This window comes from Agrobacterium radiobacter (assembly GCF_040801995.1).
Taxonomy (GTDB): Bacteria; Pseudomonadota; Alphaproteobacteria; order Rhizobiales; family Rhizobiaceae; genus Agrobacterium; species Agrobacterium radiobacter.
Window position 1 is genome coordinate 889,728 of the sequence record NZ_JBEGHX010000001.1, and the last position, 24,570, is coordinate 914,297.

Below are 24,570 nucleotides of genomic sequence, written 5' to 3' on the forward strand. Positions count from 1 at the left end.
ATCGTTGATGTCCACCCGGATGATCTCAAGGGCTACACGCAATGCCACTTCTTCGCCGGCATCGGCGGGTGGTCCTACGCAGCTCGATTGGCTGGATATCCTGATGATCGGGAACTCTGGACAGGCTCATGCCCCTGCCAGCCCTTCAGCGTTGCTGGCAAAGGCGAAGGCCAAGCCGACGAGCGCCACCTCTGGCCGGTCTTCTTCGGCCTCATTGCTGCCAGACGGCCCGCTGTCGTCATGGGAGAACAGGTTGCGGCTGCGGTTGGAAAGGATTGGCTCGACGGAGTGCATTCTGACCTGGAAGGCATCGGCTACGCCTGCGGGGCGGCAGTTGTTCCGGCTTGTGCCGTCGATGCGCCCCATAGACGAGATCGACTTTGGTTTGTGGCCGACAGCAACGGCAGTCAATCGGGACAGGTCCGACGAAACACTTATGAAGTGCGCGGCATTTCGGAAGAGCAACGCAAATCAGAATTCCGTGCCGCTGTATCTGAGCGAAGCAGTTCGGTTTGGGGCGACGATGTGGACCACACCGAGCGCACGCGATTGGAAGGACAGCACCGGCATGGCGACAACCGGGACCAACCCCGACGGATCGAAGCGAACCCGGCTGGATCAGTTGCCGAGACAGGCGGCTCTTTATCCTACGCCCCGCGCGGCGGACGGGGAGAAGAATGTTCGCTCTCTGGATGGTGCGGTTCGCGAGATAAAACGGAAGGGATCACCTCAAGATACGTGCCAAGCCGCTCAAATCACACAAGCTGGTCATGTTCGGAGTGGGCAGTTGGCGCCGATGGAAAAGCCCGGCGCATTGAACCCGGCATTCGTCTGTTGGCTCATGGGGTTCCCGCTCGAGCGGGAAAGCTGCGCGCCTACGGAAATGCCATCGTCCCGCAAGTCGCGGCGGAAGTGATCGGCGCATACATGGAGGTATACGCATGAGCGTGACCCTTCACCTCCCATTCCCTGTCTCTGTCAACGCAGCATATGCGAACGGCGGCAAGAAGCGCGGACGGCACAAGACGGCACGATACAACGCCTGGATAGCTGAAGCCTCTCTGCACGTCAGGGACAGCCACCGGCAAAACATCGGCCCTTATCACATCGCCATATGCCTTGAGGCTCCCGATAAGCGGGCAAGAGATCTCGGCAATCTCGAAAAGGCCGTTCAGGATTTCCTCGTCATGCACGGGGTCATTCAGGACGACAGTAAATGCCAGCGCTTGGTGATGACGTGGGCCTCTGGCCTGCAAGCACCATGCATTGTGACAGTCACCGAAGCGGCACAGGAGGTCGCAGCATGAACAGAGTTATTCTCAACATGGATGAGCAAGGCTGCTTCACGATCTACAGCGACGAGCCAATCGAATTCTACCTGATCAACGATCATTGCCCTGACGACCGGGTTTATCAGATGGATGTCGAAGTTGGCGTTGAAAAGGTCCGCGCTCAACTGGCCGACGATCCAATTGGCCACAAGAGTGACGACCACTGGCTGGGATCTGGCCACGGCCCAAGGAAAGCGCCGTCAAAACGGAAGCTGGAGGTGGTAAAGTGACCGAAGACATCAAAACAATTCTGTCAGCCTGCGTTGGCGAAGACCTTGCTGAAGCCCTCATAGAGCATCGCAAGAAGACGGTAAAAAAGCCCCTGACCGCCTACGCCGCCAAGCTTCTCGTCAAGGAATACGAGAAGACCGGAAGCCCGCAGGAAGCCGCTGAAATGCAGATCCTTCACGGCTGGCAGGGTTTTCGCTCCGACTGGTTTACGAACGCCCGTGCCAAGCTTCCGCACGCCGGGACCGATCGACCGCCGCCATTCGGCACATACAGTGTTTCACCCGTAGCCCGCATGTCGGAAAGCCGGGAAGAATACATTCGCCGCGAGAAAGAGCGTGAAGCGAGGAGTTTCAGATGAACATGCACCAGTTGCGTACCCCCTCTCAAATTGCGTTCTACGAGGCGGCAAGAGCAAGAGCGCTGAAGAAAATTGAAGCCGCAAAACGCTTCGAGGAAAAGAGCCGGCCATCTCCGGCAGTGGAGATCACAGAGCCAGAGGTCAGCGAGGAGACGCTAGCGCCGATATCTTTCTCCATATCGGCGTCACTAAGCCTCATCTGGAAAGCTTATGAGCCAATTGTCTTTGGTGGCGACGAAAAACACCCCGGTAAGAGAACTATGGACGATATAGCCCTTAGTATCCTTGAGCGCTTCCCAGGGGTAGACCTTCGTGGGATCAAGGGGAAGAGAAGGACAAGGCACCTCACTTTCCCAAGGCACCTCATCAACTACGCGATCAAGGAAGAGCGTCCTGATCTGTCATACCCGCAAATCGGCCGGTGGTGCGGGGGACGTGATCATACCACGACTTTGAATTCTGTCCGAAAAATCGAGGAAATTATCTCGCAAGGCAGGCTCGATGCAGAAATTCGCATCTGGCGCGAAAGGGAGCGAGAGCGGCTGGAATCATCAGCCCGCCTCGATGCCATCTATGCAAAGTGGCGAGAAGAAGTCCACCAAGGCAGGCTCGAATGAACACCATTCCCAAGCCCATCCTAAACGCCAAGGCGGCCGGCTCAGATCGCAAGAAGCGAGAGACAGCCATTCACCGCATCATCGACCAATACCTGCAAGGACGCGGCGCATCGGCCTGCATGGATGAAATCAAGCGCATTCTCGGCAGGAAGTAACAGAAGGGGCGGCGGGCATGAAGAAAACGAAATGGTGTGCAATACGGCCAATGCCAGGCACGCAGCGTATGGCGTCTCTGGCTGCAAATCTTCCTGCGGGCCGGGAAGGCGAAAGCATCATTGAGCGTAATCTGCGCAACGAGGGCATCGACGTTTACATGCCGTCATTCTGGCAGGACGCTCGACACCAGCGGACAAACAAGGTGATTGCCAAGCGCTTTCCGCTTCTAGTTGGGTATGTGTTCGTCAACATCACCGATAACGACTACGAGAAGGTGCGCAAGACAGAAGGGGTGATGTGCTTCCTCAAGTCGTCTCGCGACGGAGCGCCGGCCGTGTTCCGCGATGCTGAAGACATCGGCCTATTGATGCTTGCCGACATGGAGCGCAAAGCCGTCTACACCAGAGAGCGCGAGGAGCGGCAGAAGCTAGCTGACCAGCAGCGCCGGAATGCCCTCAATCGCCAGCTTGGTTTGATATTACCGAAAGGCCGACGCAAGAAGGTTTCGATGCGATATGCGGCAGAACAGGCCATGAATGAACTGTCTCCAGCCACCCGAGAAAGAGTTCTGTTGATTCTCAAGGAATTGGAGGGTCTTGAAGGCGATGGACCCCTTGCAAATCTCGCGATGGCAAGCTAATGTTTCGGCGTGATTTAGGTGTTCAGTCGGACCTTTCGTTATTACCAAAGGGAATACTCGACGGCCTGCGGCGGAACATATCATTCCGCACGATGGGGAAATGCACCCTAGATTTGGGAATTCCCTGTGGCTGACAAGAGATCGACAAAGCGGAAAGTAATCGGCGGCTTGCAAATGCTCAACGCGATTGAGCGCAAAGCCGCGCTGATGGCTGGGTACGGTTCGATTTACTTTATCGGCCATGAAGGCGATGAGCCAGACGCTCCAATCAAAGTTGGATACACGTATTCCATCATGACCAGATTGGTGCAATTCCGGAATTCAAGCTGGAAAGCCCCGAAGGTTCATGAGGTTCTCTACGTCAGAGGGCCAAACAGCATTGTGACGCAGCGGCGTTTTGAAATGCTGTTGGGTGATGGGACTGACCCGGACCTGGAGGCGAAAGCCTTAGACGAGGCGGCCGATCTTGATAAAGAAACGGCGCACATAGTACAGGTGGAGAAGGCGATCCACTGGAAGCTGAAAGGGTTAGGACTTCACCATGCGCGAGAATGGTTTAGGGGTGGACCTGAATTTCTCGTTAAGACGGCGCGTGAAGTGATAGCCAACCAGTTCGAAGTTCCTTGCTACGGGCATAACTCAATGCGCCGACTTGCGGCAACATGGAGCAAGGAAGCAGGAATAATTTAGATGGCGATTTGCGTATCGCAGCCGCCGAAGCAGTTTTCCGCGTCAATCTGGCCTCGCAACTGGATAGCGGACTTAGCGCTTGCGAGTGGCACCATCGATATGATGGAAACCTAGTGGCCGTGCACTGAAAAGCCTCTAGCTGGTTCACGCTCCAGTCAAAAGCGTCCAATTCGCCCAACATGGCAACGGAATGCAAGTCGAACGGTCTGCCCGACATGACCCGGAAGGCAGTCCGGTATCGCGCCTCCGATCATGTGGACCTGATGCCGTTCAAGCGCGAGCAGTGGAACAAGATCGGAGAAGGCACGGCCCCGTCAATCCGCGTCTTCATCAAGCGCGAAGCCGCCGCCTAACCCCATTCACCCGCCCACATGGAGAGAGCGATGACCGAAGCCGTGAGGCTGTATTTGCCGTGGCTGCTTTCGTGCATCACGATCTACATGACGGTGCTGGCTGGGAATAAATCGCCAAAGGCTTGGCTGTTCGGCCTTCTGAACCAAGCTCTATGGTTGGTCTGGATACTCACGACGGGCGCGTGGGGCCTGCTGCCAATGAACGCGGCTCTGTGGGTTGTCTATGCCCGCAACCATTTGAAATGGAACTCCGTGGCAAGCGAACAAGGGTTTCCAGTAGCGCCGGCCAAACGAGTAACCCCGAAAGACCCGCAGGCCGTGAGGCCGGTTGAAGCTCTTAGGGTCGGCACGGATTCCACCCCATGACCACCACCGAGCAAGAGCGGGAGAGGGGTATGCGCCTCTATAAGGTGAACAGCCAGCAGTGGTTCGCTCTAGATGAGATAGCTGCCGTCGATGATTTTGGCGCTGATCTCGAAGTTACGCTTAAGGGCGGTCGAAAGTACCGCATCAGTTACGGCAAGCGAGATGAATTCCTAGGCTTAATTTGTCCAAGCGAAATCAAATCGTAGAAAACCATTATCGCGAAATGCCAATCTGCCTACGGGCGGATAGAATTCAATTTCATGGGAGCGGGTTATCCAGCTTCGACCACCGGTCGCGAGGCAACAAGGCTTCACTCACGGCTTAGAACCATCGCCGCCGCTCCAAGGGTTGTCTTTCCCCTTCATACTACGGCGTCAAGTGAGCAAGACCGGAATAACCCCAGATAGGGAAGAGAACGATGCACTCCCTCAGACGGAGACACGACAATGGCTGGCGTTACAACATATAGCGAAGAGATGGCGTTGATCATTTGCGAACGTTTGGCAGACGGCGAGAGCCTAAAGGCGATCTGCGAAGATGATGATATGCCAGCGCGCTCCACAGTTTTCAAATGGCTGACTGAGAGCGAGACATTCTCGGACATGTACGCGCGCGCTCGTGAAGAGCAAGCCGACGCAATTTTCGATGAGATCCTCAACATTGCCGATGACGGTCGCAACGACTGGATGGAGCGCCGCGGTGAGGAGGACGCTGGCTGGGTTACCAATGGCGAAAACATCCAGCGAGCAAAACTTAGAATCGACGCCCGCAAGTGGATGGCTGGGAAGCTGCGCCCCAAGAAGTATGGCGAGAAGCTTGAGCTTGAGCATGGCGGGCAGGTCACTCTAACCCCAACGATCAACTTCAATGCCAACAAAGGCTGACGCAGAGCTAAACATCTCGTTGCACGCCAAGCAGCAGGTCGCGTTCGACAGTCTGGCAACTGAGATTCTATACGGTGGCGCCGCTGGTGGTGGGAAGTCTCACCTGATGCGAATGGCAGCTATCACGTGGTGTGCCGCTATTCCGGGTCTGCAGGTTTACCTTTTCCGCCGCATCCGCGAGGATCTCGTAAAGAACCACATGGAAGGCCCGAGCGGCTTTCGCGAGTTTTTGGCTGGCTGGGAGCAGTGCGGTTTTGTCAAGATAGTCGAGGACGAAATCCGCTTCTGGAACGGCAGCAAGATATACCTTTGCCACTGTAAGGACGAAAAGGACCGGTTCAAATATCAGGGCGCCGAAATACATGTGCTGCTGGTCGATGAGCTGACACACTTCACGGACAAGATTTACCGCTTCCTTCGCAATCGTGTCCGAATGGTAGGCATTACGCTTCCCAAGCAGTACGAGAATAAGTTCCCTCGCATTGTCTGTGGAGCAAACCCCGGCGGTGTTGGCCACCAGTTCGTCAAGACCACCTTCATTGATGGCGTGACGCCTCTGAAGGTCTACAGGGCTTCAAACAGCGAAGGCGGGATGCTTCGGCAGTACATTCCCGCGAGGCTGGAAGATAACCCGTCCATGACGGACAATGACCCCGGTTATGAGGCCCGCCTGTCAGGACTTGGCAGCGAAAGCCTCGTCAGGGCGATGCGTGACGGTGACTGGGACATCGTTGAGGGCGCGTTCTTCGACAACTTCGCAACGTCCCGGCATGTGGTCCGCCCGTTCGAGATACCGGACCACTGGATGCGATTCAGGGCAGGTGACTGGGGCAGTGCAAAGCCTTTTGCTTTCGGATGGTATGCGGTTGCCTCTGACGATACAATCGTCGCGCCGGGGCAAGTCATACCTCGTGGCGCTTTGGTCAAGTACCGCGAGTGGTACGGCGTCAAGCACGACAATGAAGGCAAGTTCATCCCTGACACGGGATTGAAGCTCACGGCTGAAAAGGTTGGCCAAGGCATCAAGGAACGAGAGGCCGGAGACCTGATCGCTTACGGTGTGCTTGACCCGGCAGCATTCAGCCAGGATGGAGGCCCATCAATCGCCGAGCGCATGTATGACGGTGGCCGCGGACCGATGTTCAGGCCTGCTGACAACAAGCGCGTTTCTGCCCGTGGCGCCATGGGTGGCTGGGATCAGGTCAGGGCGAGGCTTGATGGTGACGAAGATGGGCGGCCGATGTTGTTCTTCTTCAGCACCTGCATTCATTCGATCCGCACCATTCCCGCGCTCCAGCACGACCCGGACAGGCCGGAAGATCTGGATACGACGGCAGAAGACCACGCTGCGGACGAAACACGATACGGCTGCATGTCACGGCCATGGACGCGACCGAACCCGGCCGATCGTCCCAAGCCACAGCCACGCGGCACGGTGTACCTGCAGGGCGCACCAGAGCCGCAGGCTAAAACCCGCATCAAGCTTTAGGATCATCCGATGAACGAATATGAAAGCAAGGACGCGCCGGCCGATGGTGCCGACGTAGATCCTTTCGCTGACATGCGGGCTTCGAAGCCTTGGCTTGAAGCGATCAAGGACGCTGAGAAGGCGTTTCAGGACTATCAGGACAAGTGCGACAAGATCGACAAGCTTTATTCAGACCTAAAGTCCCTGTCGTCTGGCAATGCCGAACGCGAGATGCAAATATTCTGGGCCAACCTTGAGGTTCTGAAACCGTCGATCTATGCCCGTCAGCCTGTTCCGATCTGCCAAGGCCGCTTCAAGAACCAGCAGAAAGACAAGGAGCTTATCCGCCACGCATCCGAGATCATCGAGCGCTCGCTCCTCACGTCTTTCGACATGGAGGATATCCACGAGAGCCTCAAGCTGGTCCGAGACGATCTGGCGACAAATGCCCGCGGCGTTCTGTGGTGCAGGCTTGAGGAAGATGCGGACGGCAAGCAGCGCGTTTGCTACGATCACATCGACCGCAAGGATTTTGTGCACGAACCCGCCCGCAAATGGAAAGAGGTCGGATGGGTTGCCCGCAAGACGCACCTGACAATCGAGAAGGTCAAGGCGCGCTTCCCTGAGGCGGACACGAGCAAGATGAAGTTCGTTTCCCGCAAGGGAGATGACAATCAGTATTCGGCGGAAAAGACGGCCTGCGTTTACGAGTTGTGGAGCAAAGCCAAGGGTGCGGTCGTCTGGGTTGCTGAAGGCCTTAATGACGTTCTCGACATTATGGCTCCGTTCCTCAAGCTTGAGAAGTTCTATCCTTGCCCGCGGCCTGTCTACGGCACAGTCCAACGCAATACGCTGATACCGGTTCCAGATTTCGTCTACTACAAGGACCAGATCGAGGAAATCAACGAAATGACGGCGCGGATCTCGGCTCTTTCCGGAGCGCTGCGCATGAAGGGGTTTTACGCTGGTGGCAATGAGGATTTGGCCTCTGCCATCGAAGCAGCACTGAAGAAGACGGACAATAATGCAATCCTGATCCCGGTGCCCAACATGGCGGCATTTGGCGGACAGGGCATGAAGGACGCTATCCTCTGGATGCCCGTCGATCAGGTTGCTGCGGTTATTGCCCAGTTGATCCAGCTTCGCAAGCAACTGATTGAGGACGTCTACCAGATCACCGGTCTGTCCGACATCATGCGCGGCGCGACGGATGCCAACGAGACGCTTGGAGCGCAGCAACTCAAGAGCCAGTATGGTTCTGTCCGCATTCGTGAGCGTCAGGAAGAAATGATCCGTGTTTCGCTGGACGCAAGCCGCATTTCGGGCGAGGTAATGGCGGAAAACTTCTCTGACGAGGAGCTTCTGATCTATTCGCAGTACCAGGCTGTGCCATCCGCCGCCGAAGTGCAGCAGCAGATAATGCAGATTGACGCTCAAATCCAGCAGGCCACAAGCAACTCGCAGATGATGGCGCAGGCTCAGGCCAACCCGGAACAGGCGAAGCAACTGTTGCAGCAGGCACAGCAGAGGAAGCAGCAGCTTTCACAGACCGTAACGTTCGAGCAGGTGACGTCGTTCCTTCGTGACCAGCGAATTCGCCCGTTTGCGCTCCAGATCGAGACTGACAGTACCATTCAGGCTGACGAGGACGCGGCCAAGCAGCGCACGACGGAATTCCTCACGGCGCTATCCACGAGCCTTTCACAGCTGGCGCCAATGGTGCAGGCCCAGTCACAGACGGCAGACTTCGCAGGCGAGGTTATCAAGTTCGCCGTTGCGCCGTTCCGTGCCGGACGCCAGCTTGAGGCTGCGATCGATAACTTCGTTGAGCAGATGAAGACCATGGCCAATGAGCCGAAGGAAGACCCGGCGGCAATCAAGGCCAAGGCAGACGCTGAAGCCAAGCAGGCCGAGCTTCAGATGAAGCAGACGGATGCGCAAATCCGGATGATGGAGGCTCAGGGTCGTATGGCCGAGATGCAGGCCAGTTCGCAGACGGCATTGCAGCAGGCCCAAGCGGAACTCCAGAAGACCGGCGCTGAAATCCAGAAGATTTATGCGGAGATCGAGCGCATCAACAAGCAGGCCGACGCCGCGGTTATCAGCGCTCAGGCCAAGGCAGAACAACCGAACACGGAGCCAGTACAATGAGCAACCTACCCCCAGCCTCACAGGTGGTTCCGGTGCGGCGTGCCGTTGCCATCACGGCCTCAGCGACCGCCTTTGCAGAAACCCGCGGCGTTTTCATTGAGACGGATGGATCATTTACCGTCGCATTTGTCGATGATGCTGCCAATACTGTCACCATGACCCTCGTTGCCGGAACGGTCTACCCGTTCTCCATCGTGAAATGCACGGTCGGCACTGGTCTGTTTGCAATGTACTGAGGAGGCAATATGTCGCGTGAGCGTCTGTGCCGGTGCTGCGGCGGCTGGCACCCAGTTGATAACGTCCCGCATAACTGCATGCCTGAGCGAAACTACGCAGCGTCTGATCTCCCAGCCCCTCGCGTCATTGGCGACACCATCGAGCCGACGCAGAGTATGGTTGACGGCAAATACTACACCAGCAAAGCGGCTATTCGGGCCACCTACATGCCTTCAGGCAACGCCGAGGGCAAGCGCTATGTCGAAGTTGGCAACGACAGCAGCGTGATTGACCCGAAGCCCTTCAAGAAGCCCGCACCCGATCGCAAGGCCATCAAGGCAGCGGTTGGCAAAGCACTCAGCCAGACTGGATTTGGCGCTTAATTCACACTCCCTCAGACGGAACCGATCATGACCGAAGAAGCAATGAATGTTGCGGCTGAAGCCGCCCCCATGCCTGAAGCTCAGGTTTCCAGCGCTCCGGCTGAAGCCGCCCAGCCTTCCGCTCCGGCAGAACCGACGCCCCGCGGTGCTATCGAGCGCGCATTCGCTGCGATGCAGGAGAAGAACAGGACCACGGAGCAGTCAGCACAGACAGAAACGCAACAGACCGGCCGCGAGCGCAATCCTGACGGCACATTCAAGGCGACCGACGCCACACAGCAGCCGAAGGAAGCGCAGCAGCCCGCCGCCAATCCCGAAGATGCAACAAAGCCTGCCACGACGTTTGCCGAAGCCCCCAGCCGCTTCTCTCCTGACGCAAAGGCCGCATGGGCTACCGCGCCGGAACCGGTCAAGGCGGAAGTCACCCGCGCCATAAAGGAGCTTGAGGGCGGTATTCAGCAGTACCAGCAGGCATTCGAGCCGTACAAGGATTTCGACAAGCAGCTGAAGGCCACCGGCCAGACGTTCAAGGAAGTGTTCGACCATTACACCGGGATCGAAAATCTCCTCGCGCAAGACCCGATCAAGGGCCTCGACACCATCTGCCGCAATCTCGGTCTTTCGCTTGAGCAGGTCGCCTCCCATGTCATGGGCCAGCCTCAGGATCAACAGCGCACCCAGACAGACACCTATATCAATGACCTGAAGTCTGAAATCGCTGACCTGAAAAAGCAGATCGGCGGCGTCACTACCACAATCCAGAGCCAGCAGGAAAAGGCGCTTCTCGACCAGATCGACGCCTTTGCTGCCGACCCGGCCCACGGGCGTTTTGATGAGTTGAGCGAGACGATCACCAAGCTCCTCACCAATGGCATGGCACCAAGTTTGGACGAAGCATACAGCATGGCGGACAGGCTCAACCCCGCGCCTGCTGTTGCTGCGCCCGCACCCGCTGCCCCGGCAGCCACTACGCCGACCGCATCGCCTCAAACGCGCAAAGGTCAACTTTCCCCGTCTGGCGCTCCTGCCTCCGGCTCAAACCCGGCAAGCCGTAAACCGCCAGAAAGCCCACGCGATGCTCTTCAAAGGGCATTCGCGAGTGTGGGCATCTGATCAACCTCACTCACAGGAGTAAGAGCAAATGGCTCTGAACACCAACGAGCGCTTGCAAGAAGCGTTTTCGCTGGCGCTTGAGGATCGGTCGCAGGGTTACGCTGACCTTGTGTCGAACTCGAACGCCATTCTGTACCTCATGAAAAAGCGTGGCCAGTTCAAGACGTTCTCCGGCCCAACCATCCGCGAACGTCTGCTGTATGCTGAAAGCGGCACCTATACCCGCTATTCCGGCTACCAGTTCCTCAACCCTGCGCCCGCCGAACTCTTCAACGATGCTGAATTCACCCCGAAGCTCGCCGCCGTGTCGGTCACGCTCTCCGGTGAAGACATCCTGAAGAACAGCGGCAGCAACCAGCTGCTCGACATCATGGAAGAGCACATCGCTGCGGCCGAAGTCGAGCTTGTTGACCGCTTCGTGGAAGACCTGCATTCCAACGGTACTGCCTCCAACCAGATCGGCGGCCTTCAGCTGGCCATTCCGACCACAGTTGACAGCGGCACCTACGGCGGCATCTCCCGTGCTGACAATGCCATCTGGCGCACAACCACGTACGACGCCAACTCGGCATTCTCCGGCATTACTGCGGTCAACTCGACCACGGTCAAGACGATCTTCGACAATATCATGATCGCCCGCAGCCGCGGCACCAAGGGTCCGAGTGTGATTGTCTCCTCTCAGGAGCATTACATTGCCTACACCGCTGCCACCACCGCAATCCAGCGCATCAATGACGAAAACGAACTCGGCAAGCTCGGCTTCACCAATCTGAAGTACTACGGCTCCGGCAAGTCCGTGGACGTTGTGCTTGAAGGCGGTATTGGCTCGGCCATGCCTTCTAACACGTCGTACTTCATCGACACTTCGGCGCTGAAGTTCCGGTATCACCCGGATCGTAACTTCGTGAAGTTCGGCGGCAAGCAGACCCCGATCAATCAGGATGCTGTCGTGCAGCATATCGGATTTTTCGGCAACCTGACGCTGAACAACCCGCTTCACTTTGCGAAGCTCTACGACAGCGCACCGTAAGGAGACCTGACAATGGCATACACTATCGCAGACAACATGCTGCTTGGTCAGGCGATCGCTGATACCTCGACCACTGCAAAGCACGAACTTGGCCTGATCGTGAAGGCCAAGGACCCGACCTATGGCGCGGGTGAATTCATCTACCTCGTTGGTGTCGCAAGCACCGCCGTTGGTTCGTGGGTCACCTACGACCAGGACGGCAACACCACGGCTCTGCTGGCTGCAAATGCCATCGGCCCGGTTGCCGTCGCCATGTCCGCCAATGTTGCCAACCAGTATGGCTGGTATCAGATCAGCGGCAAGGCTATCGGCAAGGCTCTTGCCGGCTATGTTGATAATGCTCTCGTTTACGCGACCGCGACTGCGGGCAGCGTAGACGACGCCGTTGTAGCTGGCGACCGCGTGAAACTGGCCAAGGGTGCATCCGCAGTGGATACGCCTTCGACCGGTCTCGCTGAGTTCGAAATTCAGCGTCCGTTCATGGATGATGCGAGCCCAGCATGATGACGCTTGAAGAGTTGCAGCCGTACTTTGATGACATGATAGCAATCTATCGCGACATCGCCACGCACAATTACGATGCATTCACGACAGCGGCATTGCTCGCAGAAATGCACGCCAAGATCGCAGCAATGATTGTTGTTATCGACGCCTAACGACTGACGGGGGCGGCTCCGGTCGCCCCTTCTCCCCACCACACTCCCTCAGACGGAACAGGAACCAATGTCCGACACACCCCACCTTCACGTCGAATTCTTCACTGACAGCGTCCACAACCCGCGTCTTTCCGCAGAACAGGGCAAACCTGTTTACGAGGACACGGAATTCGTGCGCATCCGCTTCGTCGGTGACAAGCAGAACATATTCGTTGCGCCGGCAGAAGACTTCGGCACGGCCCGCAACCCTGACGGCAGCCGCCTCCGCTACAAGGAAGAATTCCACAAGCACTATGAGGTGTTCAAGGCTGGCGCCAAGGATCTGGAAACCGGCACGCCGCTCGAAAGCCTTGGCCTTTCAGGCTCCAAGGTTGCCGAACTCAAGGCATCCAATGTGTTCACGGTCGAAGGTCTGGCCATGCTGGACGGCACGCTGCTCCAGAAGCTCGGCATGGGCGCCCGCGAACTGAAAACCCGCGCTGAAGACTTCCTGAACAAGGCAAACAACGTCCAGTTTGCCGACAAGCTTGAGGCCGAGAACGCCGAACTTCGCAAGCAGATCGAGGAACTGGCAAAGAAGGTCAACGGCGGTTCGCAGCCGGCCGATGACTACGAAGCCAAGGAATCCCCGTTCTACGATTGGGACGATGAAACGATTCGTCTCTGGATCGAAGAGCAGGGCGGCGACAAGCCGCACCACAAATGCAGTCACGATACCCTGGTGCAGAAAGCCGACGAGCTTAACGCCAGGATCGCAGCACAGAAAGCCGCCTGATCATGAGCCTGCTATCCGTTTGCAAAGAGGTCGCGAAGGTTATTGCGCTTGACGTTCCTGACGTTGTGGCGTCATCGACCGACCGCGAAATCGTTGAACTGTTTTCGCTTGCAAACGAGATGGCGGAGCGCATCGCCGCCGGCCATGACTGGCAGAAACTGTCATCCATCCACACCCTGACCGGCGACGGTTCGGCCTCAGCCTTTGACCTTCCCACGGATTATTCCCGGATGCTCGTCAAGGCTCAGGTCTGGTCGTCGTCTCTGGAAACATGCCTGTCGCCCATCTCGGATCTCGACCGCTGGCTTGAGCTTGACGTTCAGGACTTTGATTTCGTCGTGAATGCGTGGACGATCTACGGCGGCCAGATGCATATCAAGCCTGCCCTCGCAACCGGCGTAACCGCCAAGTTCTTTTATCAGAAGAACACGATCATTCAGGCCTCTGGCGGCGCATACCAGACGGAATTCCTCGCTGATGAGGATACTTTTACGATTGACGAGCGGCTGCTGAAGCTCGGCATGATCTGGCAGTGGAAGGCCAACAAGGGCCGCGCCTATGCCGAAGACATGGAAAACTACGAATCTCATCTGGCGCGCCTAGTTGTGAGGGACAAGGGATCGAAGATGATCCGCATTGGCTCTGTTCGTATGCCAAAAGACACGCGCACCGCATACCCTCAGGCGATTGAGACATGAGACAGGCAGTCGCGGCAGGTGCCCGCACACAAACACGGAACGTTATGGCGCTTCCGGCCGTCCGCGGCTGGGTATCTGCCGAAACGCTTGCTGCCGCTCGCCCCGGTGGCGCTCTGAGGCTGGAAAACTGGTTTCCGACAAAGACCAGCATTCGGCTCCGCGGCGGCAACATCAAGTATGCGACAATTTCCACAGGCCCGGTCCTGCGGATGTTCAATTACAAGTCTGGCGCGGTTGAGAAGTTCTTCGCATCTGACGAGACCAAGGTTTTCGAGATCACGACGGTTGCCGACGCTGATGTTATCCCGTCCGCGGCAATTTCCGGGCAAACGAGCGGCTATTACGCGACAGCGCAAATGGGAACGGCAGGCGGAGATTTTCTGTCGATCTGCAACGGCACGGACACGCCGCAGTATTTCGACGGCACGACGTGGGCAGCGCACACCCTGACAGGTTACGCAACGCCGGCTGATTTCAATTTCAATTTCGTCTTTGCAAGCCGTCTCTGGTTTATCCCTGTTGACAGCCGATCGGCCTATTACCTCGGCCCCGATGCAATCAACGGCGCGCTGACCGAGTTTTCGCTGAACGGCGTGTTTCAGGATGGCGGCTTTCTGATCGGCGCCTACAAGTGGTCGCAGGATAGTGGATCCGGCCTTGATGACAGCCTCGTATTCGTATCTTCCACTGGCGAGGTTGCAGTTTATCAGGGCACCGATCCGTCGAGCGCCACCACGTGGTCAAAGGTTGGCCTGTATCAGGTAACGCCGCCAATGGGCGCAAACGCCAACATGCGGGCCGGTGGTGATCTTCTTCTTGCAACGGAGGCAGGCATTGTTCCGATCTCCCAGGCGGTCAGCAAGGACGTTTCAGCCTTGTCTCTGGCATCTATTACGGCAGCAATTGAGCCTGACTGGAAAGTTGAGGTCACGGCCCGGAAAACGCTGCCATGGGAAATCATCAAGTGGCCGACCAACAACATGATGGTGGTAAGTCTTCCGGTGACGAACGAAGGTGTTTCCGAAGCCTGCTTCGTGGCAAATCTGGAAACGGGCGGCTGGGCCAAATTCACGGGATGGAACACACGTTGCCTCGGCCACTTTGATGGATATGGCTATTTCGGGACCAACGACGGGACAATACACAAGATGGAAGTCGGCGGGTCTGATGACGGCGTTCCTTATGTCTGCACGTATATCGGCTTGCCTGATCACATGCGGGCGCCGGGTATTCACAAAGTAATACATTCGGTTCGATCCACATTCCGTGCGTCTGTCCCGTTCAAGGCAAAGGTTTCCGCTTCGGTCAATTACAAGATCCAGTTGCCAACGCCTCCCGCCTCTGTCGCTGACTATACGACAGACGAATGGGATAGCGGACTCTGGGATCAGGCGACATGGGATAGCGCAGGCACAGTAGACAGCCGCGCTATCGTTGCCTCGATTGGTCGCTCTGGCTATGTCATCTCGCCACAAGTTCAGGTGACATGCGCTGTAACACCATTCCCGCGGCTGGAGCTTATCGCGTCTGACGTGGAATATGAAACAGGCGGGTTCCTCGTTTGATCCACGCATCGTTCGTTACCGGCGTCGAGCGGGTCATGCTCTCAAAGTGGGTGGCAGACCTGATCTGGCCGGGAAAACTCCGCGATTTCGGCAATTGCCAAGCATTGGCGGTATTCGAGAACGGCGATCTGATCGCGGGCATGATTTATCACAACTACGAGCCTGAAGCCGGTGTGATTGAAATCTCTGGTGCCGGCACGTCAAAGCGATGGCTGACGCGTGAGACGCTACGAAAAATGTTCGCATACCCATTTGAGGAATGCGACTGCCAGGCGGTCGTCATGCGAGTTGATCCGGACGACGCTCCGTTGCGTCGAATGCTCACGGCATACGGGTTTGAATTGTACGTGATCCCGCGCCTGAGGGGCCGTGACAAGGACGAGAACGTTTTTCTGCTCACTGACGATGCGTGGGTCTCAAACAAGTTCAATCGAAAGAGAGGTTAGCCCATGGGCAAGCCGAAAGCGCCAGCTGCTCCCGACCCCAAGGACACATCCGCAGCGTCTACCGGAACCAACATTGGTACGGCTGTAGCAAACGCATGGATGGGCAACGTCAATGAGACAACGCCTGATGGCTCAACCCGCGTTGACCAGACCGGCACAAAGACGTGGACCGACACCTACACTGGCAAGACGTATGAAATCCCGACGTTCAGCCGGACAACGACGCTCTCCCCGCAGCAGCAAGCCATTAAAGACCAGCAGGACGCGGCAAATCTTGGTTTGTCAACGCTTGGCAATAAGCAGACGCAGTTCCTGCAAGGCTATATGTCAAAGCCTTTCGACGGGTCCAACGAGGCCACCGAAGCGCGGCTAATGGAACTCGGCCGCAAGCGCCTTGATCCCGCCTTGGCGCAACAGGACGAGGCGCTTCGGACCAGATTGGCAAATCAGGGTATCAAGGCCGGTTCCGCTGCATACGACCGGGAAATGACTAACCAGAATCAGTCCCGAAACGACGCATATAACCAGCTGCTCCTTACAGGTCGCCAGCAGGCATTCACGGAAGCTCAGGCAACGCGCAACCAGCCTATCAACGAAATTACAGCGCTTCTGTCGGGTGGCCAGGTGTCGCAGCCGAATTTCATGGGCGCGAACATGCCTACGATCCCGACCACGGACACCGCAGGGATCATCAATCAGGATTATCAGAACAGGCTCGGTGCCTACAATACGCAGATGGCTCAACGGCAGGGGCTTCTCGGCGGCCTGTTTGGCCTCGGCTCGGCAGCCATCAAGGCATCCGACAGGCGCGTGAAGAAAGATATCAAGCCTGTAGGTGAACTCATGGGCGAGCGTATCTACAGTTACCGATACAAGGGCAAGTTTGACGACGGCAAGCATCATATCGGCGTCATGGCACAGAACGTTGAAAAGCATCGTCCGGATGCAGTTATGACGGGTGGTGATGGCGTCAAACGGGTGCATTATGGTCGATTGTTCGGCATGTCTGGCGCGGAGGCTGCATAATGGTAGGTTCACCAACTTTCATCTTTGGCGCTGAAGGCCTCCCCAAGACGCCACAGGAAGCTGCTCGCCTTCGCGCTATCGCTCAGGCCATGGCTCCGCAGGGTGCACCCAAGAACGTTGGCGAGGGCTTGACGGCTATTGGCAATGCCATTGCCTACCGCATGATGATGAACAAGGCCGCCAAGGGCGAGGCTATGGGGCAGAATGCTGCCAGCAACGCCTTCTCTGCTCTCATGGGCGGTCTCGGTGGTGGCGAAACGCCTGCGTCAGCAAGCGTGTCGAATGCCGCTCAAGCGCCTTCCAGCATTCCGATGACGGAGGCGGCAGGAGAAGTCGCAGCCACGTCTCCTGCGACCGGCGATACGTTCTCGCCTTTTATGGACACTATCAAGACGAGCGTGCAGAACCCCTATGCGCTTGCAGCTATTGCGGCCACTGGTCGCGCTGAGAGCGGATGGGACGCGAAGAACGCCAACCGGACGTGGAGCGACCCCAGCGAGAGCGGGCAGCCCGGAACAGCCGGTGGCATCATGTCGTGGCGTGGTCCTCGGTATCAGGCGCTTGCCTCAACGGGTGATTTGTCTCCGCAAGGGCAAGCAAAGTTCTTCCTGAACGAAGATCCGGCACTTATCCAGAAGCTCAATAGTGCCAAGAGCGTCGAGGAAGCCCAGCAGCTTATGAACAACGCTTGGGCGTTCGCTGGGTACAATCGCCCTGGCGGGGAATCTGCCCGGCGCCTCAGCTATGCAAAAGGATATCTCCCCACGTTTCAGGGTGGCGCCGAAGTCGCTAGCCTTGATCCGGCGGCAGGCATGGCGTCTGCGCCTCAGGCAATCGAAACCGCCGCTCCAGCATCCGGTTATGTTGACCCGATGGTATCGGCGCCAAACAGCCGCAAACCTGTCGCGCAGGCGCTTGCTCAGCAGCCGTTTCAGACCGCTCAGAATGCCCAGCCCGCGAATAGTCGGCAGGGAATAGTTCAGGCGCTCATGGGTGGCCAACAGCAGACGCAGGACTTGCCAGAAAATTACTTCCCCGCGGCCCCTGCGGCTCCCGGCGCAACATCGCCGTCTCGCCAGCAGATCATGCGCGTTCTCGCTGACCAGTTCTCGACCCCCGAGCAGAAAGCCATTGCTCAGGACATGTACCAGCAGATGCAGCAGGCAAACGATCCGTTGCGCCAGCTTCAGCTACAGAAGGGACAGTTGGAACTGGAGCAGATGCGCAATCCTCAGCCGGAATATGACATCATCTCTGGCAAGGACGGCTCTATCTTCAGGACCGACAAAAAGAAGGGCACAGTCGAGCAGGTGTACGGCGGCAAGCCAGACCTGCCGACAGATGTGCAAGAATACGAGTACGCCAAAAATCAGGGCTTTCAGGGTTCTTTCGTTGATTTCCAGCTGGCGCAGAAGAAAGCCGGCGCGTCTCAGGTCAACATTGACCAAAAGGCAGAAGGTGCGTTCGACAAAAAACTTGCTGAAAAGCAAGCCGAAAGCCTTGACACAATGGCAACTGAAGGCATGAACGCCCGCGCTGATCTCGGGGTGATTGAAGAGCTTGGCACGCTTATGGCTGGCAAGGGCGGTACTCTCGATGGCATCTCCGGAACTCTGGCAAAATATGGCATCGGTGGTGAAAACGTGGGCGATATTCAGGCTGCACAGGCCTTGATCAATCGGCTTGTTCCAACGCAGCGCCAGCCGGGTTCCGGCTCGATGTCTGACCGTGACGTTGAACTGTTCACCCGTTCTCTTCCGTCTCTCTGGAACCAGCCGGGAGGCAACGAACGCATCCTGAGCACCATGCGCGGCCTTGCTCAGTACAAGCAAGCTCAGGGCGACATTGCCCAACGGGTTATGACCGGCGAAATCACCCGTCAGGACGCGACAAAGATGCTGCGAGAGCTTCCAAACCCGCTTGCTGGGTTCAAGGCCGACACCAACGCCGACACACCACCCGAAGGCGTTGACGCCGAAGACTGGAAACTCCTCACTCCGGAAGAGCGCAAACTATGGCAGAAATGACCATCGAACAACAGAGGGCACTGGCACTCGCCAAGGCCCGCCGTCGCCGTCAGGGTGAGCAGCCAGCGGCGGCTGCGCCGTCTAGTGGCGAAAGTCAGGCATATACCGGCTCTATCCTTCCGTTCAGCAAGGATGAGCAGGGCAATGTGAGCTTTGACAGCAACGCCGGTATTCTCGGCTCCATAAAGCGCGCCGTCATGCTGCCGGGCGAGGTGATGAGCGGCGAAGTCCAGATTAACGGGCCTGACGGTCAGACATCCCCTGAAGTGATCGGCCGTTCTCTGGAGGCTGCTTCGATAATGTCTCCAAGCACTCCGGGCCTCCGTTCTGGTGTGGGACTGGTGCCCGGAGAGAAGATGCAGGTTCGCCAGTCGGTTCCGGCTGTACCGAGCGCGGACGACCTCTATTCCGCGGCGGATGATGCATACACAGCAATGCGGAACAGTGGGGTTGCATATTCTGGTGATGCTGTGAGAGACTTCGCATCCAGCCTGAAGTCAGGGCTTGATACGGAAGGCTTCATTGCAAAAGTTACCCCCAAAACGCAGTCAATCCTTGACGACCTCGCCAACCCGCCAGAAGGCGCAATTGCCGATATCCAGGGACTACAGGCCGCCCGAAAAGCATTCGGCAGGATTGCCCAGAACTTCAACGAGCCGGAAGAGCAGGCCGCAGCTGTCAGGGCTATTCGAGGACTGGATGAGTTCATTGGTACTGACAACCCGGCGGCTGTTGTGGCTGGAACCGCTTCCGACGCGGCAAACGCCCTCAAAACCGCAAATGCAAACTTTGCCTCAGCAAAGCGCTCCGACCTCCTTACAGGCGTCGAACGAGCCGCAGATCTTCGCGCCGCAGCATCCAATTCCGGCGCAAATACCGGAAATGCGATCCGTCAACGAGTTGCCTCTGCTCTCCTCAAGCCAAAAGAAATCGCCGGATATTCTCCGGACGAAATTGCCGCGCTAGAGAAAATCGTAACCGGTACTCCGGCTCAGAATGCCACACGCTATGTAGGCAATATGCTGGGTGGCGGTGGCGGCATGGGCCAAATGCTGACAACCGCCATCGGTGCGGGCGGTGGCGCTGCGGCCGGAGGCGGGGTTGGTGCTGCTATTGGTGCCGCGGCGCCGATCGCTGTGGGGTCTGGCAGCAAAATGATCTCAAACGCACTTACCCGTAAGGCGCTTCAGACCGCTGACGAAGCGGTTAGGTCCCACTCCCCGTTGTACGAGGCATTGAAAGCGAACGCGCCGCTTGAAGTGTTTCGGCAGGCCAGAGCAGAGCGCCTATTGAGAGCGCTTATGCTTGCGGGGCAGCAACAGCAGCAGCCAGGCAGGGTTGAGTTTTAAGGCGTCCTCGCGCTTCTTTGCCGTCAATCGCCGCATCTTGGCATTGTGGCACTCGCGGCACTGTTTTGCGCCATCTTTGCGAATGTGCGTGTTTTCTGGTGTAAACTCATGCCCGTTTTTGCAGTGTGTTCTTGCTGCTGCTTTAGCTTTGTGCCCAGCGACAGCGTGTGACGTGTCTTTGTTGTAAATCTTATCCGGGCGAATGACTTCTGAATACGGCAGGCCTCTGTTGGCGCGCTCAACTATGGTTTCAACCTTCACGCCGGCGATGTCGGCTAGCTCAATCGCTCGATAGGTTTCGCCGCCAACATCAACCATTACCCTATACCGTCTGTTCCGTTGCTGCTCTTTGCGGCTGGCCCACTTGCAATTAGACGGCTCATAGTCGCCGTTATTGTCTTTGCGCTCGATAGAATAGCCTTCGGGGCGCTCACCCATATCCGCTTCGAAAGCGCTATAATTTGAAGCCCATCTATCACATACGCGAATACCGCGCCCGCCATAATCTTTGAACTGCTTGTTGTTCTGGTTTGTGCATCGGTCCTTCATTGAAGCCCATACGGAATAGTACTTCGGAACATTTTTGAACGGCACGTTGGATCTCCTGAATTAGCTTCAGGCGAAAGTACCATTTCGTGCCACGAAACGCAAGAGGACGTGAGAAATGCCTAGGAATGGTTCGGGAGTGTACAGCAAGCCAGCCGGCACAACTGCTGTACCAAACACGACAATCGAAAGCGCCAAGTACAACCAAACGATAGACGATTTGGTTGCCGATGCCAATGCTGCCCGCCCGATAACGGCAGGCGGAACGGGCGGAGTTACCCCGGTTGCGGCCGCCGACAATTTATCAAAGAAGGGGGATGACATAGCCAGTTCGGCCACAACAGACATTGGTGGGTCTACTGGGACATACGTAAATATCACCGGAACAACGACAATAACAAGCCTTGGGTCAAAAGCGGCTGGAGTTATGCGCATTTGTACATTCTCTGGGTCTCTTGCGTTGACGCACAATGCGACTTCTCTGATTCTCCCCGGAGGAGCAAACATTCAAACAGCGGCAAACGACGTTGCTATATTTATCTCAGAAGGTTCCGGAAACTGGAGATGCGTTTCATATACAAGGGCTTCGGAACTTCCGTATCCGACCGTTAGCTCTCATCTTAGCGGGATGACAACATCCAACAATGGTTCTTGGGGCATAGATATAGCCGCAGGCGTATACAAAGTTGGCAACCAATCGACTGCCAACGTTGCAACGTTTAGCAAAAATCTAAACACTGTTTGGGCGGCAGGTTCCGGCAATGGCGGTCGAGATACAGCAACGGCCGTTGTAGCCAACGGCACCTATCATCTTTTCGCTCTGCGAAACAACTCCAGTGGCGCATTCGACGCGGTATTTTCCCCAAGCACCACGCCAACTGTCCCGTCCGGCTACACCCTGATCGGTCGCATTGGCTCGTATGTCGTCAACTCTGGCAACACTGCGATTGTGCCGTTCACCCAAGTACTCAGTGATTTTTACGTGATTAACGTAGATGCTATGGCATTCACGGTTTCTCAAGTTGAGGCCCTCAACACAACCACGGCCGGCTGCCCGTGTCCTTCCGGCGTTTCTATGGAAATGAAAGCCACCGCAAGAATAGTAAACTCGGCGGGCAATACCGACGTCAGATTTGCCGACGCATCTGGATTCAGTATCGGTGGCGCCTGGGACATGCAAGGGACGACTAATGCCGCAATTACTGTCTACATGGCGGGGAAATTGAAGACAGACACATCAAGGCGCGTGAGGGTCTTTGTATCCATTAGTGGTACAGCCACGGTAACGCTCACTTTCGGCGGTTGGCGAGATTTCACGCTCCCCCGCCTTGGCTCTTAAAAATTCCAATTCTCAGGAGAGAATGATGCCTGTTATTGATATAACCAAGGCTCCCTTTAACGCGTCTGCGTCAGAGCCGGATATCCTGCCAAAATTGCAGGCTGCGGTCTCGGCTATCGGGGCAGATGGGGGAGAAATTTTCATTCCAGATACGTTCAATGTTTCTGGAATGTTGACGCTTCCCAATACCGCAAGCGGCTATCTTGGAATAAAGCTTAGAGGTTCCGGCCGAGGCTCTGGGCTGAAGGCATCCGCTTCATTTTCGGGAGACGCCATTATAAAGGCGCTTGGCGGATGCTCTGGCGTGGAAAATATGGATATCTCGTGCGAGAGCATTGCTCCTCGCGCGATATGGAGCATTGGACCGGCTCAAGGCTTCCGGTCTAAATTCAAAGATATTCATGTTACCCATGCTACGGTTGAGGCCATTCGCGTGGAAGGCCCTGGTGATTATCTTATTGACGACTTCCATACTAATTCATGTGCCTTGGCAGTTCATCATGCTGGAGATGCGAAAAATTCCGTCATCAACGCACTCTACGTCACTGGTGGTGATGGTGTCGTCTTCAGCAGTTCCCTCGGATCGTGTGAGGGCGTTACTCTCTCCAACTCCCACATTCTCCCAACCGGCGGCCATGGTGCCGTTAATGGCGGCGTAGGGGTCATGGTGTTGGGCGCGAACGGGCTTCAGATTGTCCATTCATGGATTGACTGCTGCAAAAACATGGCAATCTGGGCCCCTTCGTTCAGCAACAACAGAGGGGTCAAACTCGTTGATCTGTGGATGGCTTCAGACACTGGAAAATGTGTCCTGTGGGAGGCGGGAACCGATCTGGCCATTGATTTGGCGCAGTGCGAGAACGCGTCTCCAAACGTTGCTCAGATATCGTTGCCGGCCAGCGAGTTGGGCAAAATCAACGGCGTGACCATTACAAACAGCGTATTTTCGGATGTGCTGAATATCGGGAACGTTGGTGTTTATGCAAGCCGTGTCCGTGGCATGTCCATCATCAACAATCGTTTCAGGAACAGGGGAACATCCATAGCCGAGAGTAATGGAGCGGACAACATCATCTCACTTAACCGTTGGACGCATGCCCCAGCATCCGTTTCTCCATCCACTCAAGTTTCAAATAACATCGGCGCTCTATAACCGGCGCAAAACGAAAGCGTTCTCGTTGACGCGGCTTAATGCGGCCTCGACCGCAAACTTTGCGTCATTGGCAATGTGGTCAAGCATCTCTCTAAAATCGACCATTCTCCATGCGTGCATGTGCATGTCCATGCCAGAGTCTATGAGGTTTTGAGCGTCCGAAATTATCTCGTCTTCGGGGATGGTCTTACCTGTGATCTCAGGGTGCACATAACGGGCATGTTCAATAGCGGCTTCAAGGTGCGTCGAATATCCTCCGTCTCTGCTGTCCTTAATTAGGTGGTCTAATGTTGTCGGTGGGCGGCGTCTGTCCCACGTTTTGGTCATTTCTGGCACCACAAGCAGAAAGACGCCACCTTGCTTTAGAACATTAATTGTTGCCCGAATAGCTCCTATTGGGTCGTGTAAATGCTCAATCACATGAGCGGATATGACAAAGTCAAGGCTATCATGCGGGATCCCCCGCATCGTTTGAGCATCGATCACGCCATCAAGCACCACCTTGTCAGTGCCGAAATATTTCTCAAGACTGGCCGAGTCCAGAACGTCTCCGTAATAGCATTCAACTCCGTCAGGAAGAGGGAAGGGGCGCGAGCCTGCGCCTACTTCAATGCCTTTCCCTTTCAAAAAAATCTCGGAAAGAGCTTTGCGGGCAGAAAGAACCTCGACCTCAAGTTTTTCGTCTTGAAGCTTCCTTCGCTGCTGATGGAGGACGGCGCAGCGTAGCGCCAGATCATCGTGCGGGAATGGTAACCAGTATTCGGCTTTCTCGTCATCCATCATTCGGTAAACCCTGCCTCAATTGATTTTTTGACAACAACCACAACGCACAATTGAGCGCAAGACCTCAAGCAGCCGGTAGCGTAACCCGGCACCCATAACCCACAATCAGGACATCCTTATGATCATCCACAATTGGTGGCCAGTGCTCAAGCGCTCGTCGGCGCTTTGGTGCGTCTATCTCACTCTGCTCCTGCAAATCGCTGAGAACGCCGTTCCCTAC

General features: G+C 56.4%; 31 protein-coding genes. 29 read left to right on the plus strand and 2 right to left on the minus strand.

Annotated features, from left to right (window positions below):
* Positions 1–87: 87 nt before the first annotated feature.
* From MRBLRC7O_RS04500 to MRBLRC7O_RS04630, 27 genes are all read left to right on the plus strand, one after another.
* The gene (locus tag MRBLRC7O_RS04500) at positions 88–945 is read left to right on the plus strand and encodes a DNA cytosine methyltransferase (RefSeq protein WP_367727330.1); all 858 of its coding nucleotides are present in this window, start codon (positions 88–90) and stop codon (positions 943–945) included.
* Positions 942–1,307: a RusA family crossover junction endodeoxyribonuclease gene (locus tag MRBLRC7O_RS04505; protein ID WP_367727331.1), complete on the plus strand. Its 366-nt coding sequence runs from the start codon at positions 942–944 to the stop codon at positions 1,305–1,307. The genes MRBLRC7O_RS04500 and MRBLRC7O_RS04505 overlap by 4 nt, the downstream gene beginning before the upstream one ends.
* Positions 1,304–1,561 (plus strand): hypothetical protein, encoded by a 258-nt coding sequence (locus tag MRBLRC7O_RS04510; RefSeq protein WP_367727332.1) that lies wholly within the window; start codon positions 1,304–1,306, stop codon positions 1,559–1,561. Before MRBLRC7O_RS04505 ends, MRBLRC7O_RS04510 begins: the two co-directional genes overlap by 4 nt.
* On the plus strand, positions 1,558–1,920 hold the full coding sequence (locus tag MRBLRC7O_RS04515; RefSeq protein ID WP_367727333.1) for a phage replication initiator YdaU family protein: 363 nt from the start codon (positions 1,558–1,560) through the stop codon (positions 1,918–1,920). Before MRBLRC7O_RS04510 ends, MRBLRC7O_RS04515 begins: the two co-directional genes overlap by 4 nt.
* A complete protein-coding gene (locus MRBLRC7O_RS25515; protein WP_409338800.1) occupies positions 1,917–2,537 on the plus strand; it encodes a helix-turn-helix domain-containing protein in 621 nt (206 codons plus the stop codon). Before MRBLRC7O_RS04515 ends, MRBLRC7O_RS25515 begins: the two co-directional genes overlap by 4 nt.
* The gene (locus MRBLRC7O_RS04525) at positions 2,534–2,692 is read left to right on the plus strand and encodes a hypothetical protein (protein WP_336376971.1); all 159 of its coding nucleotides are present in this window, start codon (positions 2,534–2,536) and stop codon (positions 2,690–2,692) included. The genes MRBLRC7O_RS25515 and MRBLRC7O_RS04525 overlap by 4 nt, the downstream gene beginning before the upstream one ends.
* A 17-nt stretch (positions 2,693–2,709) precedes the next feature.
* Positions 2,710–3,333 (plus strand): transcription termination/antitermination NusG family protein, encoded by a 624-nt coding sequence (locus tag MRBLRC7O_RS04530; protein ID WP_367727334.1) that lies wholly within the window; start codon positions 2,710–2,712, stop codon positions 3,331–3,333.
* Between the two features lie 126 nt (positions 3,334–3,459).
* A complete protein-coding gene (locus tag MRBLRC7O_RS04535; protein ID WP_367727335.1) occupies positions 3,460–4,023 on the plus strand; it encodes a GIY-YIG nuclease family protein in 564 nt (187 codons plus the stop codon).
* A 215-nt stretch (positions 4,024–4,238) separates the two neighbouring features.
* Complete coding sequence (locus MRBLRC7O_RS04540) at positions 4,239–4,376, plus strand: hypothetical protein (protein ID WP_367727336.1); 138 nt, start codon at positions 4,239–4,241, stop codon at positions 4,374–4,376.
* A gap of 30 nt (positions 4,377–4,406) precedes the next feature.
* The gene (locus MRBLRC7O_RS04545; protein ID WP_367727337.1) at positions 4,407–4,742 is read left to right on the plus strand and encodes a hypothetical protein; all 336 of its coding nucleotides are present in this window, start codon (positions 4,407–4,409) and stop codon (positions 4,740–4,742) included.
* On the plus strand, positions 4,739–4,948 hold the full coding sequence (locus tag MRBLRC7O_RS04550; RefSeq protein WP_367727338.1) for a hypothetical protein: 210 nt from the start codon (positions 4,739–4,741) through the stop codon (positions 4,946–4,948). The genes MRBLRC7O_RS04545 and MRBLRC7O_RS04550 overlap by 4 nt, the downstream gene beginning before the upstream one ends.
* 240 nt (positions 4,949–5,188) lie before the next feature.
* On the plus strand, positions 5,189–5,626 hold the full coding sequence (locus tag MRBLRC7O_RS04555; RefSeq protein ID WP_367727339.1) for a terminase small subunit-like protein: 438 nt from the start codon (positions 5,189–5,191) through the stop codon (positions 5,624–5,626).
* Entirely contained in the window at positions 5,610–7,115 is a 1,506-nt protein-coding gene (locus MRBLRC7O_RS04560; RefSeq protein WP_367727340.1) for a terminase large subunit domain-containing protein, read from the plus strand. Before MRBLRC7O_RS04555 ends, MRBLRC7O_RS04560 begins: the two co-directional genes overlap by 17 nt.
* A gap of 9 nt (positions 7,116–7,124) precedes the next feature.
* A complete protein-coding gene (locus tag MRBLRC7O_RS04565; protein ID WP_367727341.1) occupies positions 7,125–9,245 on the plus strand; it encodes an HlyD family secretion protein in 2,121 nt (706 codons plus the stop codon).
* A complete protein-coding gene (locus tag MRBLRC7O_RS04570; protein WP_367727342.1) occupies positions 9,242–9,481 on the plus strand; it encodes a hypothetical protein in 240 nt (79 codons plus the stop codon). The genes MRBLRC7O_RS04565 and MRBLRC7O_RS04570 overlap by 4 nt, the downstream gene beginning before the upstream one ends.
* A 156-nt stretch (positions 9,482–9,637) precedes the next feature.
* A complete protein-coding gene (locus MRBLRC7O_RS04575) occupies positions 9,638–9,844 on the plus strand; it encodes a hypothetical protein (RefSeq protein ID WP_367727343.1) in 207 nt (68 codons plus the stop codon).
* 27 nt (positions 9,845–9,871) lie between these two features.
* Entirely contained in the window at positions 9,872–10,957 is a 1,086-nt protein-coding gene (locus MRBLRC7O_RS04580; protein ID WP_367727344.1) for a hypothetical protein, read from the plus strand.
* A gap of 28 nt (positions 10,958–10,985) precedes the next feature.
* Entirely contained in the window at positions 10,986–11,987 is a 1,002-nt protein-coding gene (locus tag MRBLRC7O_RS04585) for a phage major capsid protein (protein WP_367727345.1), read from the plus strand.
* 12 nt (positions 11,988–11,999) lie between these two features.
* Complete coding sequence (locus MRBLRC7O_RS04590; RefSeq protein WP_367727346.1) at positions 12,000–12,491, plus strand: hypothetical protein; 492 nt, start codon at positions 12,000–12,002, stop codon at positions 12,489–12,491.
* The gene (locus tag MRBLRC7O_RS04595) at positions 12,488–12,643 is read left to right on the plus strand and encodes a hypothetical protein (RefSeq protein ID WP_367727347.1); all 156 of its coding nucleotides are present in this window, start codon (positions 12,488–12,490) and stop codon (positions 12,641–12,643) included. The genes MRBLRC7O_RS04590 and MRBLRC7O_RS04595 overlap by 4 nt, the downstream gene beginning before the upstream one ends.
* Before the next feature lie 67 nt (positions 12,644–12,710).
* The gene (locus MRBLRC7O_RS04600; RefSeq protein WP_367727348.1) at positions 12,711–13,418 is read left to right on the plus strand and encodes a hypothetical protein; all 708 of its coding nucleotides are present in this window, start codon (positions 12,711–12,713) and stop codon (positions 13,416–13,418) included.
* Positions 13,419–13,420: 2 nt separating this feature from the next.
* Positions 13,421–14,116, plus strand: a complete 696-nt coding sequence (locus MRBLRC7O_RS04605; RefSeq protein WP_367727349.1) for a phage adaptor protein — start codon at positions 13,421–13,423, stop codon at positions 14,114–14,116.
* Positions 14,113–15,681 carry a hypothetical protein gene (locus MRBLRC7O_RS04610; RefSeq protein ID WP_367727350.1) on the plus strand — a complete coding sequence of 523 codons (1,569 nt, stop codon included), beginning with the start codon at positions 14,113–14,115 and terminating at the stop codon, positions 15,679–15,681. The genes MRBLRC7O_RS04605 and MRBLRC7O_RS04610 overlap by 4 nt, the downstream gene beginning before the upstream one ends.
* Entirely contained in the window at positions 15,678–16,127 is a 450-nt protein-coding gene (locus tag MRBLRC7O_RS04615) for a GNAT family N-acetyltransferase (protein ID WP_367727351.1), read from the plus strand. Before MRBLRC7O_RS04610 ends, MRBLRC7O_RS04615 begins: the two co-directional genes overlap by 4 nt.
* A 3-nt stretch (positions 16,128–16,130) precedes the next feature.
* Positions 16,131–17,153 (plus strand): tail fiber domain-containing protein, encoded by a 1,023-nt coding sequence (locus MRBLRC7O_RS04620; RefSeq protein ID WP_367727352.1) that lies wholly within the window; start codon positions 16,131–16,133, stop codon positions 17,151–17,153.
* Positions 17,153–19,180 (plus strand): hypothetical protein, encoded by a 2,028-nt coding sequence (locus MRBLRC7O_RS04625; protein WP_367727353.1) that lies wholly within the window; start codon positions 17,153–17,155, stop codon positions 19,178–19,180. Before MRBLRC7O_RS04620 ends, MRBLRC7O_RS04625 begins: the two co-directional genes overlap by 1 nt.
* Positions 19,168–20,529, plus strand: coding sequence for a hypothetical protein (locus MRBLRC7O_RS04630; protein WP_367727354.1), 1,362 nt, complete (start codon positions 19,168–19,170; stop codon positions 20,527–20,529). Before MRBLRC7O_RS04625 ends, MRBLRC7O_RS04630 begins: the two co-directional genes overlap by 13 nt.
* On the opposite strand, the gene MRBLRC7O_RS04635 is transcribed toward MRBLRC7O_RS04630, so the two are convergent.
* On the minus strand, positions 20,467–21,123 hold the full coding sequence (locus tag MRBLRC7O_RS04635) for a hypothetical protein (protein WP_367727355.1): 657 nt from the start codon (positions 21,121–21,123) through the stop codon (positions 20,467–20,469). The two genes, MRBLRC7O_RS04630 and MRBLRC7O_RS04635, sit on opposite strands and share 63 nt — an antisense overlap.
* 91 nt (positions 21,124–21,214) lie before the next feature.
* On the opposite strand from MRBLRC7O_RS04635, the gene MRBLRC7O_RS04640 reads away from it, so the two are divergent.
* Positions 21,215–22,414, plus strand: a complete 1,200-nt coding sequence (locus MRBLRC7O_RS04640) for a hypothetical protein (RefSeq protein WP_367727356.1) — start codon at positions 21,215–21,217, stop codon at positions 22,412–22,414.
* Between the two features lie 25 nt (positions 22,415–22,439).
* Positions 22,440–23,567 carry a hypothetical protein gene (locus MRBLRC7O_RS04645; RefSeq protein ID WP_367727357.1) on the plus strand — a complete coding sequence of 376 codons (1,128 nt, stop codon included), beginning with the start codon at positions 22,440–22,442 and terminating at the stop codon, positions 23,565–23,567.
* Here the strand turns inward: MRBLRC7O_RS04645 and MRBLRC7O_RS04650 are convergent.
* Positions 23,562–24,350, minus strand: coding sequence for a class I SAM-dependent methyltransferase (locus tag MRBLRC7O_RS04650; RefSeq protein WP_367727358.1), 789 nt, complete (start codon positions 24,348–24,350; stop codon positions 23,562–23,564). The genes MRBLRC7O_RS04645 and MRBLRC7O_RS04650 overlap by 6 nt on opposite strands.
* Positions 24,351–24,570 lie beyond the last annotated feature (220 nt).

Excerpts from the sequence above, each read along its gene's own strand:
- MRBLRC7O_RS04565 (WP_367727341.1), top strand. The coding sequence starts at position 7,125 with ATGAACGAATATGAAAGCAAGGACGCGCCGGCCGATGGTGCCGACGTA.
- MRBLRC7O_RS04590 (WP_367727346.1), top strand. The coding sequence starts at position 12,000 with ATGGCATACACTATCGCAGACAACATGCTGCTTGGTCAGGCGATCGCT.
- MRBLRC7O_RS04595 (WP_367727347.1), top strand. The coding sequence starts at position 12,488 with ATGATGACGCTTGAAGAGTTGCAGCCGTACTTTGATGACATGATAGCA.
- MRBLRC7O_RS04550 (WP_367727338.1), top strand. The coding sequence starts at position 4,739 with ATGACCACCACCGAGCAAGAGCGGGAGAGGGGTATGCGCCTCTATAAG.
- MRBLRC7O_RS04585 (WP_367727345.1), top strand. The coding sequence starts at position 10,986 with ATGGCTCTGAACACCAACGAGCGCTTGCAAGAAGCGTTTTCGCTGGCG.
- MRBLRC7O_RS04560 (WP_367727340.1), top strand. The coding sequence starts at position 5,610 with ATGCCAACAAAGGCTGACGCAGAGCTAAACATCTCGTTGCACGCCAAG.
- MRBLRC7O_RS04555 (WP_367727339.1), top strand. The coding sequence starts at position 5,189 with ATGGCTGGCGTTACAACATATAGCGAAGAGATGGCGTTGATCATTTGC.
- MRBLRC7O_RS04600 (WP_367727348.1), top strand. The coding sequence starts at position 12,711 with ATGTCCGACACACCCCACCTTCACGTCGAATTCTTCACTGACAGCGTC.
- MRBLRC7O_RS04510 (WP_367727332.1), top strand. The coding sequence starts at position 1,304 with ATGAACAGAGTTATTCTCAACATGGATGAGCAAGGCTGCTTCACGATC.
- MRBLRC7O_RS04545 (WP_367727337.1), top strand. The coding sequence starts at position 4,407 with ATGACCGAAGCCGTGAGGCTGTATTTGCCGTGGCTGCTTTCGTGCATC.
- MRBLRC7O_RS04530 (WP_367727334.1), top strand. The coding sequence starts at position 2,710 with ATGAAGAAAACGAAATGGTGTGCAATACGGCCAATGCCAGGCACGCAG.
- MRBLRC7O_RS04620 (WP_367727352.1), top strand. The coding sequence starts at position 16,131 with ATGGGCAAGCCGAAAGCGCCAGCTGCTCCCGACCCCAAGGACACATCC.
- MRBLRC7O_RS04630 (WP_367727354.1), top strand. The coding sequence starts at position 19,168 with ATGGCAGAAATGACCATCGAACAACAGAGGGCACTGGCACTCGCCAAG.
- MRBLRC7O_RS04525 (WP_336376971.1), top strand. The coding sequence starts at position 2,534 with ATGAACACCATTCCCAAGCCCATCCTAAACGCCAAGGCGGCCGGCTCA.
- MRBLRC7O_RS04505 (WP_367727331.1), top strand. The coding sequence starts at position 942 with ATGAGCGTGACCCTTCACCTCCCATTCCCTGTCTCTGTCAACGCAGCA.
- MRBLRC7O_RS04570 (WP_367727342.1), top strand. The coding sequence starts at position 9,242 with ATGAGCAACCTACCCCCAGCCTCACAGGTGGTTCCGGTGCGGCGTGCC.
- MRBLRC7O_RS04645 (WP_367727357.1), top strand. The coding sequence starts at position 22,440 with ATGCCTGTTATTGATATAACCAAGGCTCCCTTTAACGCGTCTGCGTCA.
- MRBLRC7O_RS04650 (WP_367727358.1), bottom strand. The coding sequence starts at position 24,350 with ATGATGGATGACGAGAAAGCCGAATACTGGTTACCATTCCCGCACGAT.
- MRBLRC7O_RS04580 (WP_367727344.1), top strand. The coding sequence starts at position 9,872 with ATGACCGAAGAAGCAATGAATGTTGCGGCTGAAGCCGCCCCCATGCCT.
- MRBLRC7O_RS04610 (WP_367727350.1), top strand. The coding sequence starts at position 14,113 with ATGAGACAGGCAGTCGCGGCAGGTGCCCGCACACAAACACGGAACGTT.
- MRBLRC7O_RS04605 (WP_367727349.1), top strand. The coding sequence starts at position 13,421 with ATGAGCCTGCTATCCGTTTGCAAAGAGGTCGCGAAGGTTATTGCGCTT.
- MRBLRC7O_RS04575 (WP_367727343.1), top strand. The coding sequence starts at position 9,638 with ATGGTTGACGGCAAATACTACACCAGCAAAGCGGCTATTCGGGCCACC.
- MRBLRC7O_RS25515 (WP_409338800.1), top strand. The coding sequence starts at position 1,917 with ATGAACATGCACCAGTTGCGTACCCCCTCTCAAATTGCGTTCTACGAG.
- MRBLRC7O_RS04540 (WP_367727336.1), top strand. The coding sequence starts at position 4,239 with ATGACCCGGAAGGCAGTCCGGTATCGCGCCTCCGATCATGTGGACCTG.
- MRBLRC7O_RS04625 (WP_367727353.1), top strand. The coding sequence starts at position 17,153 with ATGGTAGGTTCACCAACTTTCATCTTTGGCGCTGAAGGCCTCCCCAAG.